Source organism: Bradyrhizobium sp. B097 (assembly GCF_038957035.1).
In the GTDB taxonomy this organism is placed as follows: Bacteria; Pseudomonadota; Alphaproteobacteria; order Rhizobiales; family Xanthobacteraceae; genus Bradyrhizobium.
The window spans coordinates 1285595-1299814 of the sequence record NZ_CP152412.1; the positions used below are offsets into that span (position 1 = coordinate 1285595).

General features: G+C 65.2%; 13 protein-coding genes. 10 read left to right on the top strand and 3 right to left on the bottom strand.

All coding sequences use genetic code 11. The features are described 5' to 3' along the window. Nucleotides 1-11: 11 nt before the first annotated feature. Both AAFG07_RS05770 and AAFG07_RS05775 read right to left on the bottom strand, forming a co-directional pair. Nucleotides 12-2270: a L,D-transpeptidase family protein gene (locus tag AAFG07_RS05770; RefSeq protein WP_342726394.1), complete on the bottom strand. Its 2259-nt coding sequence runs from the start codon at nucleotides 2268-2270 to the stop codon at nucleotides 12-14. A 299-nt stretch (nucleotides 2271-2569) separates the two neighbouring features. After that, nucleotides 2570-4066 carry a sigma-54 dependent transcriptional regulator gene (locus AAFG07_RS05775; protein ID WP_342726395.1) on the bottom strand — a complete coding sequence of 499 codons (1497 nt, stop codon included), beginning with the start codon at nucleotides 4064-4066 and terminating at the stop codon, nucleotides 2570-2572. 142 nt (nucleotides 4067-4208) lie between these two features. Between AAFG07_RS05775 and AAFG07_RS05780 the strand changes: the two genes are divergently transcribed. The 10 genes from AAFG07_RS05780 to AAFG07_RS05825 all read left to right on the top strand — a co-directional run bounded on the left by AAFG07_RS05780 (nucleotide 4209) and on the right by AAFG07_RS05825 (nucleotide 13346). After that, nucleotides 4209-6170: a M3 family oligoendopeptidase gene (locus tag AAFG07_RS05780; RefSeq protein ID WP_342726396.1), complete on the top strand. Its 1962-nt coding sequence runs from the start codon at nucleotides 4209-4211 to the stop codon at nucleotides 6168-6170. Nucleotides 6171-6419: 249 nt separating this feature from the next. Next, nucleotides 6420-6572: an aa3-type cytochrome c oxidase subunit IV gene (locus tag AAFG07_RS05785; RefSeq protein ID WP_342726397.1), complete on the top strand. Its 153-nt coding sequence runs from the start codon at nucleotides 6420-6422 to the stop codon at nucleotides 6570-6572. 143 nt (nucleotides 6573-6715) lie between these two features. After that, the gene (locus tag AAFG07_RS05790; protein ID WP_342726398.1) at nucleotides 6716-7840 is read left to right on the top strand and encodes a Re/Si-specific NAD(P)(+) transhydrogenase subunit alpha; all 1125 of its coding nucleotides are present in this window, start codon (nucleotides 6716-6718) and stop codon (nucleotides 7838-7840) included. 11 nt (nucleotides 7841-7851) lie between these two features. Beyond that, entirely contained in the window at nucleotides 7852-8169 is a 318-nt protein-coding gene (locus AAFG07_RS05795; RefSeq protein WP_016841609.1) for a proton-translocating transhydrogenase family protein, read from the top strand. Between the two features lie 43 nt (nucleotides 8170-8212). Beyond that, on the top strand, nucleotides 8213-9610 hold the full coding sequence (locus tag AAFG07_RS05800) for an NAD(P)(+) transhydrogenase (Re/Si-specific) subunit beta (RefSeq protein WP_092116272.1): 1398 nt from the start codon (nucleotides 8213-8215) through the stop codon (nucleotides 9608-9610). 48 nt (nucleotides 9611-9658) lie between these two features. After that, on the top strand, nucleotides 9659-9784 hold the full coding sequence (locus tag AAFG07_RS05805) for a hypothetical protein (protein WP_342726399.1): 126 nt from the start codon (nucleotides 9659-9661) through the stop codon (nucleotides 9782-9784). Between the two features lie 15 nt (nucleotides 9785-9799). Beyond that, on the top strand, nucleotides 9800-10618 hold the full coding sequence (locus AAFG07_RS05810) for an alpha/beta hydrolase (RefSeq protein ID WP_342726400.1): 819 nt from the start codon (nucleotides 9800-9802) through the stop codon (nucleotides 10616-10618). Nucleotides 10619-10671: 53 nt separating this feature from the next. Then, entirely contained in the window at nucleotides 10672-11769 is a 1098-nt protein-coding gene (locus AAFG07_RS05815) for an ionic transporter y4hA (RefSeq protein ID WP_342726401.1), read from the top strand. Nucleotides 11770-11904: 135 nt separating this feature from the next. After that, on the top strand, nucleotides 11905-12189 hold the full coding sequence (locus AAFG07_RS05820; RefSeq protein ID WP_092123500.1) for a cupin domain-containing protein: 285 nt from the start codon (nucleotides 11905-11907) through the stop codon (nucleotides 12187-12189). Between the two features lie 263 nt (nucleotides 12190-12452). After that, nucleotides 12453-13346 (top strand): hypothetical protein, encoded by an 894-nt coding sequence (locus AAFG07_RS05825; protein ID WP_342726402.1) that lies wholly within the window; start codon nucleotides 12453-12455, stop codon nucleotides 13344-13346. Between the two features lie 126 nt (nucleotides 13347-13472). Here the strand turns inward: AAFG07_RS05825 and AAFG07_RS05830 are convergent, their stop codons facing one another. Beyond that, on the bottom strand, nucleotides 13473-14057 hold the full coding sequence (locus AAFG07_RS05830) for a tetratricopeptide repeat protein (RefSeq protein WP_342726403.1): 585 nt from the start codon (nucleotides 14055-14057) through the stop codon (nucleotides 13473-13475). Nucleotides 14058-14220 lie beyond the last annotated feature (163 nt).

Consider the following 14220-nt stretch of genomic DNA (forward strand, 5'->3'; position numbering starts at 1 on the left):
CGAGAGGCAGATCAGCGGGTAATCACCCGGCGCTGCTGCTGGGCCTGGCCGCGGCGGACCGGCTGCGGCTCCGGCTGGCCGAATCCACCGAACAGGCGCTCGAAGAAGTTCGGTCCGGAGGAGCCAAAGCCGCTGTTGTCGCCGGCGACGTTGACGCCCGGCGGCAGGCTGCTGCTCGGGGGCCGCGCGTAGCTCGGCTGGGCGTGCGCAACCACCGTTTCGAGATCCTTGCCGCGGCTGTTCTTGAGCAGCGACAGCATAGCGGCGTCGCGGCCGTAGATGTCCCTGCGGATCTGCAGCTTGCCGGCGTCGTCCACGAACGCGGTCTGGTAGGTGATGTTGACCGGGATCGGCGTCGGGAATTTCAGATCGACTTCGCTCGAGCCGTACATGCTGCGGATCCGTTCCGGCGTGTAGTGCTGGTTCGGCTCGGTGATGTTGAGCAGCACGGACGCGTACTGATCCGGATTCTGCACGCGCATGCAGCCGTGGCTGAAGGCGCGCTCATCCTTCGCGAACAGATACTTGTCCGGCGTGTCGTGCTGATAGACCAGGAACTTGTTCGGGAAGTTGAAGCGGATGCGGCCGAGTGCGTTGGCTTCGCCGGGCGGCTGCGAGACGTGGATCGAGCCGTCGCGGTTGCGCTCGAGCTTGAGGCCCATGCGCTGTAGCACCGTCGGATCCTGCTGCAGGGCCGGCAGATACTCGTTGTAGATGATCGACGGCGGCACGTTCCAGGTCGGGTTGACCGTGATGTACTTCATCGTCTCGGTCAGCAGCGGCGTGGCGTGCTGGCCGGGCTTGCCGGTGACGACGCGCGTGGTCCAGACCTGCGCGCCGTTCTGCATCACCTTCAGCGTATAGTCGGGGATGTTGAGGATCACATAGGCATTGCCGACATTGGCCGCGCCGAGCTGCCGCGGCAGCCAGCGCCAGCGCTCCATGTTGACGAGCACGGTGTCGATCTGACGGTCGCGCTTCGGATTGTTCAACGCCTTCACCGTGCGCTCGTCGAGCACGCCGGTCGCCTTGAGGTCGACGCTGCTCTGGAATTTCTCCACGGCCCGCGCCACCGTTGCGTCATACTTGGTGCTGTCGGCATCCTCGGTGATGCCGAGCTTGTTGCGCAGGTCCGGCACGCGCGGATCGTCCATCTCGACCGCGGCCTGCTTCTTGCGCGCGGGGACGTATTTCAGCGCGGGGCCGTCGGCGATCATGATCACCGGGCCGTCGCCCTGTCCGCGCAGCTCGGCGAGCTTCTTCTTCAGCTCCTTGTAGAGCTTCTGCGGCGGGTTGTAGCCGTCGAGCGCGGCAGAGGCGTCCTTGGCCGAGGTCACATTCGCAAACACCTCAGCCGGATCGATCGGATGCTCCGGATAGAGGATGTCCGCCGACACCTGCGACCAGTGCATGCGGCCGCTCTGGGCCTGGCGCGCATAGTCCAGCATGCTGGCCGCGAGCTTCAGCTCGGCGTCGGCCAGCGCATCCGGCGTCGTCGCAGCAGTGAAATCCGGCACCGGATAGTCTGATGCATCGAGGCCGTCGGCGGCCGCATCCTTCAGGCGGGCGATGACGCCCTTGCCGGCATCGGTCAACTTGCCGGCCTTGGTGAAGACGGGTGCGTATTCGCGGGCCGAGTAGAACTTCTCGGCCGCGGCGCGCTCGTTCTTGCGATCGAAGGTGCGCAGCGACTTGCTGGCGAGCAGCTCGCGCAGCTTGTCGGCGACCGGCTGATCCTCGGCGGCAACGTTGCTCGCAGCCTTCGCGGGTTCGGTCGCGGGAGCTGCCGCCGTCGCGGGAGCCGGAGCTGCGGCAGGCGCCGTTGCGGTTGCAGGGGCGGCCGCTGCCGGCGCGACCGCGGTATCGGTCTTCGGTGCATCGCCGGGCTTGGTCGCCGGTGCGGTGACGACATCGGCGGGCTTCGGCTCGACGGCCTTGGCGGTCGCGCTCGATTCTGCCGGCTTTGCGTCGACAGGCTTGGCATCGACGGGCTTGGCTTCGGTGGCCTGCACCTCGGCGGGCTTCACGTCCGCCGGTTTGGCGGCGTCGGGCAGCGCGGCAGTGGTGTCGGCCTTGAAATCGCTTGCGGTGGGCGGCGGCACATTGGCCGGTTCGGGGCGCGGGATCGCGGCGTCGATCGCCAGTTCCGAGGCGCTGGAGCGAGGCGTGTCCTGCGCGAAGGCCGAGCTCGCGGACACCGTGAGGAAGGTCGCCGCGACGGCCATCAAGACGCGGTCAAATCCTCGACGGTTGTTCGAACAGTCACGCATTTTCGCACCCCCTGGGTGGAACTGCCCCTCAGATTCTGGAACAGTTCAAATCGGTATTCGGTTTCATAGCTTGCGCGAAAGCGCCGGCTTCTCAAACGACTCGTATGCCTGCACGCAATTGACGCAGACGATACATTTGCCCCTCTTATGCAGCCAGCGCCTTGCGGGGCAACTCACGACAAACTGACCTCGAAGCGGCTGATTTCGCTCGGGCCGTGCGTTTTTGCCACGCGGCACAGCCTTTGTCTGTCACCGATGGGACACGGTTCAAAAGGTTCCCTGGTATGGCCCTGTCGGCCTCAGGTTGAGGTGGCGTCGCTTGTGCGCGTGCCGGCCGCGGCTTCGTCGAGCTTGCGGTAGAGCGTCGAGCGGCCGATCTTGAGACGACGCGCGACCTCCGACATCTGTCCGCGATAATGCGAAATCGCGAACCGGATGATCTCGTTCTCGAGATCTTCTAGCGGACGCACCTCGCCCGCGGCATTGAGTATCGAGAGGCCGCCTGCTGTCGGCAGCGCAGCGGTTACCGGTATTTCATTACCGGAGATCATGGCGGGCGCCGTGGACGGCGACACCACCAGCGGCTCGCCCTGGAGCATTTTGCCTTCCGGCACCGGATGCGACGCTCCTTGCGGGAAGTCGGCGAGCCCGAGCTGGTCGCCATCGCTCATCACCACGGCGCGATACACCGTGTTCTCGAGCTGGCGGATGTTGCCCGGCCAATCGAGCTGCGCCAGATGCGCCATCGCGTCGCCGCTGATGCCGGTGATGTTGCGGTTCTCCTCGGCGCAGAACCGCGCCAGGAAATGCCGCAGCAGATGCGGGATGTCTTCGCGCCGCTGCCGCAGCGCCGGAATGGTCAGCGGCAGCACGTGCAGGCGATAGAACAGGTCCTCGCGGAACTGGCCGGCCTTCACGAGATCGAGCAGCTTGCGGTTGGTCGCCGAGATGATGCGGACATCGACCTTGACCGGCTTGCGGCCGCCGACCGCCTCGACGGTACCTTCCTGCAGCGCGCGCAGCAGTTTCACCTGTGTGGCCAGCGGCAATTCGCCGACCTCGTCGAGGAACAGCGTGCCGCCATGGGCCTCGACGAACTTGCCCTGGTGACGCTCGGTGGCGCCGGTGAAGGCGCCCTTCTCGTGGCCGAACAGGATCGATTCAACGAGATTGTCCGGGATCGCGCCGCAGTTCACCGCGACGAACGGCTTGGCCTTGCGCTCGCTGCTGCCGTGGATGGCGCGCGCGAACAGTTCCTTGCCGACGCCGGACTCGCCCTCGATCAGCACCGGGATGGTCGAGGATGCCGCTTTCTGCGCCGTGCGCAGCACGCCGGCCATCGCCTCGCTGCGGGTGATGATGTCGGAGAAGGTCAGCCGGCCCTCGCGGCTGTGGCGGATGCGCTGCAATTCGCCCTTCAGCGCCGACGCGTTGAGGGCGTTGCGCAGGCAGACCTGCAGCCGCTCGAAGCCGACCGGCTTGACGACGAAATCCTGGGCACCGGCGCGCATCGCCGACACCACATTGTCGATGCCGCCATGCGCGGTCTGCACGATGACCGGGACGTTCAAACCAGCTTCACGAATTTTTGCGAGGACTCCGAGACCGTCGAGGCCCGGCATCACGAGGTCGAGCACGACGGCATCGATCGTCTGCGTCTCGGATGCGGTCAGGGCCGCTATCGCCGCGTCGCCACTGTCCACGACGAGGGGCTCATAGCCGCACTTCTGCACCATGTTTTCAACCAAACGACGCTGTACTGCGTCATCATCGGCGATCAAAATGGTGGCAGCCATGGTTTTCCCCGCACGCTACGTTTATCTGTCTCGAATCGGGGCAATGTCGCCGATGCCGATTAACGCACTCTTAAACCTTGCAAACCCGCCTTCATTCCGCCGCCGCCGACATCTTTCCGACTGAAGTAAGGTTACGAACAAGATGACCTCGCGCTCCAAAACTGCCTCCCCCAAATCTGCTCTCAGCAAGTCTGCTCTCAACAAGTCTGCTTCCGGCAAGTCTGCTCTCAGCAAGGCCGCTCTCCGCAAGGAAGCCGCGCTGCGCAAGACGGCCGCGCAACGCAAACCGGCCGCAGCCAGCCCGGCGGCGAAACAGGCAGCCAGCAAGACCGGCAAGCTTCCGGAATGGAATCTGGCAGATCTCTACTCCGGGATCGACGCGCCGGAAGTCGTACGCGATTTGCAGAAAATGGATGCAGATTGCGTCGCGTTTGAGACCGACTACAAGGGCAAGCTTGCCGAAAATACCGGCAAGGAAGGCGGCGGAAAGTGGCTAGCCGGGGCGATCCGCCGCTATGAGGCGATCGACGATCTGGCTGGCCGTCTCGGCTCTTATGCCGGCCTGGTCCATGCCGGCGACAGCGTCGATCCGGCGATCTCGAAATTCTACGGCGACATCTCCGAACGGCTGACGGCCGCGTCGGTGCATCTCCTGTTCTTCTCGCTCGAGCTCAATCGGGTTGACGATGATGTGATCGAGCGCGCGATGGCCGAACCCACGCTCGGGCACTACCGGCCATGGATCGAGGATCTGCGCAAGGACAAGCCGTACCAGCTCGAGGACCGCGTCGAGCAGCTCTTCCACGAAAAGGCGCAGAGCGGCTACGCGGCCTGGAACCGGCTGTTCGACCAGACCATCTCCGGCCTGCGCTTCAAGGTCGCGGGCAAGGAGCTCGCGATCGAGCCGACGCTGAACCTGTTGCAGGACAAGGCCGGCGACAAGCGCAAGGCGGCGGCGCAGGCGCTCGCCAAGACCTTCAAGGACAATGAGCGCACCTTCGCGCTGATCACCAACACGCTGGCCAAGGACAAGGAAATCTCCGACCGCTGGAGGGGCTTCCAGGATGTCGCGGATTCCCGCCATCTCAACAACCGCGTCGAGCGCGAGGTGGTCGATGCGCTGGTCGCCTCGGTGCGCGCGACCTATCCGAAGCTGTCGCACCGCTACTATGCGTTGAAGGCCGGCTGGTTCAAAAAGAAGAAGCTGCCGCACTGGGACCGCAACGCGCCGCTGCCGTTCGCGGCGACCGGCACCATCGCCTGGCCCGAGGCGCGCAACATGGTGCTGTCGGCCTATAACGGCTTCTCGCCCAAGATGGCCGAGATCGCGGAGCGCTTCTTCAGCGATCGCTGGATCGATGCGCCGGTGCGTCCCGGCAAGGCGCCCGGTGCGTTCTCGCATCCGACCACGCCGTCGGCGCATCCCTATGTGCTGATGAACTATCAGGGCAAGCCGCGCGACGTGATGACGCTGGCGCATGAGCTCGGCCATGGCGTCCATCAGGTGCTGGCGGCGAAGAACGGCGCGCTGATGGCGCCGACGCCGCTGACGCTGGCGGAGACCGCGAGCGTGTTCGGCGAGATGCTGACCTTCAAGCGGCTGTTGTCGCAGACCAGGAACGCCAAGCAGCGTCAGGCGCTGCTCGCGGGCAAGGTCGAGGACATGATCAACACCGTGGTGCGGCAGATCGCGTTCTATTCATTCGAGCGTGCGGTTCATACCGAGCGCAAGAATGGCGAGCTCACCGCCGAGCGGATCGGCGAGCTGTGGCTCAGCGTGCAGGGCGAGAGCCTCGGGCCCGCGATCGAGATCAAGCCGGGCTACGAGACGTTCTGGATGTACATCCCGCACTTCATCCACTCGCCGTTCTACGTCTACGCCTATGCGTTCGGCGATTGCCTGGTGAATTCGCTCTATGCGGTCTACGAGCACGCATCCGAGGGTTTCGCCGAGCGCTATCTCGACATGCTCGCCGCCGGCGGCACCAAGCATTACTCCGAGCTGCTGCGGCCGTTCGGGCTCGACGCCAAGGACCCGAAATTCTGGGACGGCGGCCTGTCCGTCATCGCCGGCATGATCGACGAACTGGAGACGATGGGCTGACGTCCATCGGCCTTCCCGCTCGCTCGGGTCAGATTCGCGCGGCGTTTTTTTGCGCCTCGCGGCATGATCATCCCGTGACGTCCGCGTTTGGGAGATCAATCCTGCTCCAGGGCGGCCGCAGGCCGTCGCTCGAGGGGTGAATCGGGGACGATTTGCGGTTCAAATCGCCCGATCGGGACCACGCCGTTGCCCTGCCAACCTGTTTGCGGTAATGGCTCGCAGAACGCGAATTTCTGACTGGGGACAGCGATGGCAGACCATAACGAAGTGGCCTATACGACCGCCGACGGCAACGATTACGTGGCGCATGAGCAGACCTATGAAGGGTTTCTCATCCTGGTCAAATACGGCACCATCAGCGTCGCCATCCTCCTCGCCTTGATGGCCTATTTCCTGGTCTGATCCCCTGATCGGCTAGCGGCATCGCCGTCCCGCGGCGGTGCCGGAATTCCTGTCGAAACCCGGATGGAAAAACCGGGTATCCAATCTGGCGAAAATAACGCTAGTTTGAAGACGCGTGCGCCGCTCGCGCCGCCGGAGGGCCCATGAAGATCGCCGTTGCCAAGGAAATCGATGCGTCCGAGCCGCGGGTTGCGGTTTCGCCCGATACCATCAAGAAGTTCAAGGCGCTCGGCGCCGAGGTCGCGGTTGAGCCGGGCGCGGGCATCAAGTCGGGGCTGCCCGATTCGGAGCTTGTCGCGGCCGGCGCCACCGTCAGCGCCGACGCGCTCAGGGATGCCGACATCATCATCAAGGTGAAGCGGCCGGAGGCCTCGGAGCTGTCGAAGTACAAGCGCGGTGCGCTGGTGATCGCGATCATGGATCCCTATGGCAACGAGGCCGCGCTGAAGGCGATGGCCGATGCCGGCGTGTCGGCGTTTGCGATGGAGTTGATGCCGCGCATCACCCGCGCCCAGGTGATGGACGTGTTGTCCTCGCAGGCCAATCTCGCCGGCTACCGCGCGGTGATCGAGGGCGCCGAAGCCTTTGGCCGCGCCTTCCCGATGATGATGACCGCCGCCGGCACCATTCCGGCCGCCAAAGTGTTCGTGATGGGCGTCGGCGTCGCCGGCCTGCAGGCGATCGCGACCGCGCGGCGGCTCGGGGCCGTGGTCACCGCGACCGACGTACGCCCCGCCACCAAGGAGCAGGTGGAGAGCTTGGGCGCCAAATTCCTCGCCGTCGAGGACGAGGAGTTCAAGAACGCGCAGACCGCCGGCGGCTACGCCAAGGAAATGTCCAAGGAGTATCAGGCCAAGCAGGCCGCGCTGACCGCCGAGCATATCAAGAAGCAGGACATCGTGATCACGACTGCGCTGATCCCGGGCCGTCCGGCGCCGAAGCTCGTCAGCGGCGAGATGGTGAAGTCGATGAAGCCGGGCTCCGTGCTGGTCGACCTCGCGGTCGAGCGCGGCGGCAATGTCGAGGGCGCAAGGCCCGGCGAGGTGGTCGAGACCGACGGCATCAAGATCGTCGGCTACACCAACGTCGCCGGCCGTGTCGCCGCCTCGGCCTCGAGCCTCTATGCGCGCAACCTGTTCTCGTTCATCGAGACGATGGTCGACAAGGCCAGCAAGGCGCTCGCGGTCAATTGGGATGACGAGCTGGTGAAGGCCACCGCGCTGACCAAAGACGGCGCCGTCATCCATCCCAACTTCCAGCCGAAGTAAGGAGAGAAGCCATGGAGCATCTCGCGCAGGCCGTCGATCCGTTCGTGTTCCGGCTGTCGATCTTCGTTCTTGCGGTGTTCGTCGGCTATTTCGTGGTGTGGTCGGTGACCCCCGCGCTGCATACCCCGCTGATGAGCGTGACCAACGCGATCTCCTCGGTGATCGTGGTCGGCGCGTTGCTCGCGGTCGGCGTCGGCATGGTGTCGAGCGGATCGGGCTGGGCCCGCGGCTTCGGCTTCGTGGCGCTGATCTTCGCCTGCGTGAACATCTTCGGCGGCTTCCTGGTCACCCAGCGCATGCTGGCGATGTACAAGAAGAAAGCCAAGTGAGCGGCGTGCACCTCGGGGTGACGAAGACAAAGGGGGACCTGAGATGAACGCCAATCTGGCTGCTGTTCTGTATCTCGTGGCGGGGGTGCTGTTCATCCTGTCGCTGCGCGGCCTGTCGAGCCCGGCGTCGTCGCGCCAGGGCAATTTCTTCGGCATGATCGGCATGGCGATCGCGGTCGCCACCACGCTGGCGAGCCATCCGCCGGCCGACGGCGTGGCCTGGCTCCTGGTCATCGTCGCGATCGCGATCGGCGGCAGCATCGGTGCTGTGATCGCGCGCCGGGTGCCGATGACCTCGATGCCCGAGCTGGTGGCCGCGTTCCACTCGCTGGTCGGCATGGCCGCGGTGCTGGTCGCCGCCGGCGCGTTCTACGCCCCCGAGGCGTTCGACATCGGCACGCCCGGCAACATCCATCCGCAGAGCCTGGTCGAGATGTCGCTCGGCGTTGCGATCGGCGCCCTGACCTTCACCGGCTCGGTGATCGCGTTCCTGAAGCTGTCGGCCCGGATGAGCGGCGCGCCGATCATCCTGCCGTTCCGCCACGTCATCAACATCGTGCTCGCCCTGGCGCTGGTGTTCTTCATCGTCGGCCTGGTGATGAGCGGCAGCGCGCTCGACTTCTGGCTGATCACGATCATCGCGCTGGCGCTCGGCGTCCTGATGATCATCCCGATCGGCGGCGCCGACATGCCGGTCGTGATCTCGATGCTGAACTCGTACTCCGGCTGGGCCGCCGCCGGCATCGGCTTCACGCTCGGCAACTCGGCGCTGATCATCACCGGGGCGCTGGTCGGCTCGTCGGGTGCGATCCTGTCCTACATCATGTGCCACGCGATGAACCGCTCGTTCATCTCGGTGATCCTCGGCGGCTTCGGCGGCGAGACCGCGGCGGCCGGCGGCGGCTCGGGCGAGCAGAAACCGGCCAAGCTCGGCTCGGCGGACGATGCCGCCTTCATCATGAAGAACGCCTCCAAGGTCATCATCGTGCCCGGCTACGGCATGGCGGTGGCGCAGGCCCAGCACGCGCTGCGCGAGATGGGGGATATCCTGAAGAAGGAAGGCGTCGAGGTGAAGTACGCCATTCACCCGGTGGCGGGCCGCATGCCCGGCCACATGAACGTGCTGCTCGCCGAAGCCAACGTGCCCTATGACGAGGTGTTCGAGCTCGAGGACATCAACTCGGAGTTCGCCCAGGCCGACATCGCGTTTGTGATCGGCGCCAACGACGTCACCAACCCGGCCGCGGAAGAGGACAAGACCTCGCCGATCTACGGCATGCCGGTGCTGCAGGTCTGGAAGGCCGGCACCGTGATGTTCATCAAGCGCTCGCTGGCCTCGGGCTACGCCGGCATCGACAATCCGCTGTTCTACCGCGACAACACCATGATGCTGCTCGGCGACGCCAAGAAGGTCACCGAGAACATCGTCAAGGCGATGTAAGGCACGCGGCGAATGGCGCTGAACCGGGAGTGGCATCGAGACCATCGCATGCCGCTCCTCGCTACCCGCGAGCAGCGCATCAAGTGGTATGCGGCGGCGTGCGCGTGCCGGCCGATCCCCGACAGCATCAAGGCTGACGTCGAGAAGCTGCTCAAGCTTCGCAGCAAGACATAGCTGCGGCTACCTGTGATGGCGCTGGCACTCGCAATCCTGAAATGGCTCATGATCGCAGCGGCCGTCGTCTATCTCGGCGGACTCGCGGTGCTGTACGTCAAGCAGCGCGAATTGCTGTTTCCGATCCCGCCGGTCGGGCGGACGGCGCCCGCAGCCGCCGGTCTTCCGGAAGCGGAGGAGCATGTCCTGACCACGGCCGACGGCGAGAAGGTCATCGTCTGGCATGTGCCGGCGAAGCCGGGCCGGCCGATCGTGCTGTTCTTTCCCGGCAATGGCGATTTCCTGGCCGGCCGCGTGGCGCGCTTCAAGGCCATCACGGCCGACGGGACCGGGCTGGTGGCGTTGTCGTACCGCGGCTACGCGGGCTCGAGCGGATCTCCGAGCGAGCAGGGGCTGATGCTGGACGCTGCGGCCGCCTACGCGTTCGCCACCGCGCGCTACCGCGCCGAGCAGATCGTAGCCTGGGGATTCTCTCTCGGCACCGGCGTTGCGGTTGCGCTCGCCGCCGAACATCCGGTCGGCCGACTGATCCTGGAGGCACCCTATACCTCGACGGTTGACGTCGCCGGCGTGCTCTTCTGGTATGTGCCGGTCAGCCTGCTGATGCGCGATCAATTCCACTCCGACCGACGAATCACCGGCGTCACGGCGCCGCTCCTGATCATGCACGGCACCAACGATCCGGCGATCCCGATCCGCTTCGGCGAGCGGCTGTTCGGCCTCGCCCGCGAGCCCAAGCAATTCGTCCGCCTGCCTGGCGGCGGACACGACAATCTCGACGATTTCGGTGCGATGGATGCCGCGAGGCGGTTTATCGACGCCGCAAGAGGCTGACGGCCGCGATTGTCTGTCGCATAATCGGGCCAATGACGTGAGGGGACCCCACGATGAGCGCACACGGACCGATGCCACGGTCGGCCTGGCTGTATCCCGTTCTGGCGGTGCTGTTGTTTGCCGCGGTCTCCGCCTCCGGCTACAGCTTCGCGCCATCGGCCGGGGGCTGGGTGTTCGCGGCCGTGCTGCTGCTGATCCTGTTCGGCACCGTGTTTGCGGCTGTCCACCACGCCGAGATGATTGCCGAGCGGATCGGCGAGCCGTTCGGCACGCTGCTGCTGACACTGGCGGTGACGGTCATCGAGGTGGCGCTGATCTCGACCATCATGCTGGGCGACACCCCGGCGCCGACCCTGGCGCGCGATACCGTGTTTGCGGTGGTGATGATCGTCTGCAACGGCCTGGTCGGGCTCTGCATCTTCATCGGCGGCATCCGCTACCGCGAGCAGGATTTTCAGATCACCGGCGCCAACCTTTACCTCAGCGTGCTGTTCGTGCTCGCGACCATCACGCTGGACATGCCGAATTTCACGCTCACGGCGCCGGGCCCGATCTACTCCACGGCCCAGCTCGCCGTGATCAGCGTCGTGACCCTGCTGCTTTATGCGGTGTTCCTCTACACCCAGACCATCCGCCACCGCGATTATTTCGTCAGCGGCGCCAATGAGGCGGCGGCGCATGGCGAGGTGATGTCGGACCGCATGACGGCGATCAGCGTTGCCCTGCTGCTGGTTTCGCTGCTGGCGGTGGTGCTGCTGGCCAAGAAATTCTCGCTGGTGGTCGATGTCGTCACCGTCAAGATCGGCGCGCCGCCGGCCTTTGCCGGTCTGGTGGTGGCGGCGCTGATCCTGCTGCCGGAGAGCGTTGCCGCGGTGTCGGCGGCGCGCAAGAACGACCTGCAGAAGAGCATCAACCTCGCGCTCGGCTCCTCGATCGCTACCATCGGGCTCACGGTTCCCGCGGTAGCCGTTGCCGCCTATGCGCTCGACAAGCAGCTGGTGCTCGGGCTCAGCAACCAGCATATGCTGATCCTGCTGCTCACCTTCATGGTCAGCATGCTCACCTTCGGAACCGGCCGCACCAACATCCTGTTCGGCCTCGTTCACATGGTGGTGTTCGCCGTGTTCGTGTTCATGGTATTCGTGCCTTAGAGCCTTTACCGTTCCGCACCGTTCCGCACCGTTCCGCTTGAAGCGGAACGGTGCTCGAGATTCTAGTTTTGACGCGTTTTCTTCACGCGAACCGGTATCCACTTCGCTTGAAAACGCTTTCGTGGAGAAGTGACGATGCTCAGCGCCAAATCGGATGTTCAGGTGGATACGGCGGAGGTCCGCGTGACCGAATGGCGGCTCGCGCCGGGCAGCGCCACCGGCCACCACACCCATGAGATGGACTACGTCATCGTTCCGATCACGGCAGGCGAAATGACCATCGTAGCGCCGAACGGCGAACGCTCGAAGGCACAGCTCGGGGCCGGCAGGTCCTATTTCCGCAAGGCGGGGGTCCAGCACGACGTGCTTAACGAGACGGCCAGCGAGATCGTGTTCCTCGAGGTCGAACTCAAGCCCTGACGCGGTGCAAAAGCCCTGCAAGGAACCCTGCGCGCGCCGAATGGCAGATCCGAGTCGGCCGGGCTGTGGAAATTCATAACCCGTTAACGGCTGCAGGATGATCTAGAAGGCGGATGCGGCCTGCGCAGGGGGCGCCTCCGCTGAAACCAAAGTGACACCAAAGGTGACGTCGGAACGGGGGTTTGCCACCGATCCGTCGCAGTTGATCCCTGAATGTGCCTCAAAGTTCCAGCATGAAATAACGGGGTGGGGAGTGGCAGGTCATGCTGAGTTACCTGAAGAAATTCGTGATGGACATCTTACCCTCGGTGGCAGCGACCATCATCGGGGCGTACATCGTCAATCATTACATCGTGGCCAAGCCGCAAGCGCCCGATGCCGCCGCCGTGACCGCCGCCGTGGATCCCAAGGCGGATCCGAAAGCCGCCGCCAAGCCTGCCGAAAAGTCCACCGTGGTCAGCAGCCTCCCGGAAGCCGGCGTGAAGGCCAAGGGCATGTCCGAGCGCACCCTGATCGAGCGGTCGGCGTCGGAGAAGGCCACCGTCACCGAGAAGCCCGCCGATCCCAAATCGGCTGATACCAAATCTGCCGACACCAAAGCTGATGCGCCGGCCGAGACGGCCAGCATCCCGGCCGATGCGCGCCATCATCCGGCAGCGCCGAAGGCGGTCGCGAAGGCTGCGCCCGCCGCGGCGCCGGTCGAGTCCGCCGTCACGCCGGAGGAAGCCCGCGATGCCAACGATCTTGCGCGTGCCGCCATCGAGCGGCTGCGCAAGGAGCGGCCGCAGGACGCTGCACGGTCCCAGGACGCTGGGCGGACCCAGGACGCTCGCAGCACCGATCTCGCCCGCCTGCCTGACCAGCAGCGTCCGGCGGCAGCCCCGACGATCCGGCCGTTGCCGCCGCCGATCATGGTGTCGAACCCGTCCAGCGACAATGCCGATCAAGCCTCGCAGCCGCGTCCGCCCTACGCCGCCAATGCCCAGGATTCGAATCGGCTGACGCCGCCGGCCGACATTCCGGTCCCGGTGTTGCAGGCTCCGCTGGACCTGCGCGCCGACGCTGCGATGCCGGCGCCGAAGAACGAGCGCCCGTCGGTGACCGACGACATGTTCTCCGGCATGAAGTCGATGTTCCACGCCGTCCTGCCGAAGTAACGCGCAGCACGGATCTATCGTTCTCGATGCATCCTGTTCGAGCGAAGTGGACGCCGGTTCGCGTGAAGAAAACGCGTCAAAACAAGAATCTAGAGCTTCGGTTCTGATTTAATCAGAACCGAAGCTCTAGCCGCCAGTGCGCGCCAGCCCGCTGCGCGCGCTTCCGTCATTTGGCCGCAGCGCGAGCGCGCGATTGTAGGACGCCGCTGCCTTGGCCTTGTCGCCGAGCCGCTCATAGGCCTGGCCGCGGGCGCTCCACGCCGCAACATTGCCGGGATCGGCCTGCACGGCCTCGTCGAGGTCGGAGGCGGCCTGCTTGGCCTTGTCGAGCGCGAGGTAGCTGGTGGCGCGGCCGATCAGCGGCTCGGCCTTCTGCGGCGACAGCCCGCTCGCCGCCGTGAAATCGTCGATCGCCTGCTGATGTTGTCCGCGGCCTTGATAGATCAGGCCACGGCCGTACAGCGCCTGGATGTTGTAGGGGTCGGCGGTCAGCGCCTGCTCGAATTCCGCCTGCGCCTCATCGAGCTTGCCGGAATGCGCCAGCACCTGGCCGCGCGTGGCGTGATCCTTGGCGCTGTTGATGTCCTGTGGGGTGATGGTGTCGGCAGCAGGCTTGTCGGCAGCGGCAGCCGGTTTCGGCTTGTCGTCCGAGCCCCATGATCCCAGGTCGAAGGAACAGCCCCCGAGCGGCAGGCCGAGAACCACGGCCATGATGACGAGGTGCGCCGCACGAGGGCGGTGTGCAGCGTCTGGGAGCGGGGAGCGGAGTGCCGGATCAGCCATCATGCAAAATGCTCTTGCCGGTCGTTTTGCATGGGTACCCCGGAACGCGGCTGGCTTCAAAACGACAACGCGGGCCCGTGGCCCGCGCTGT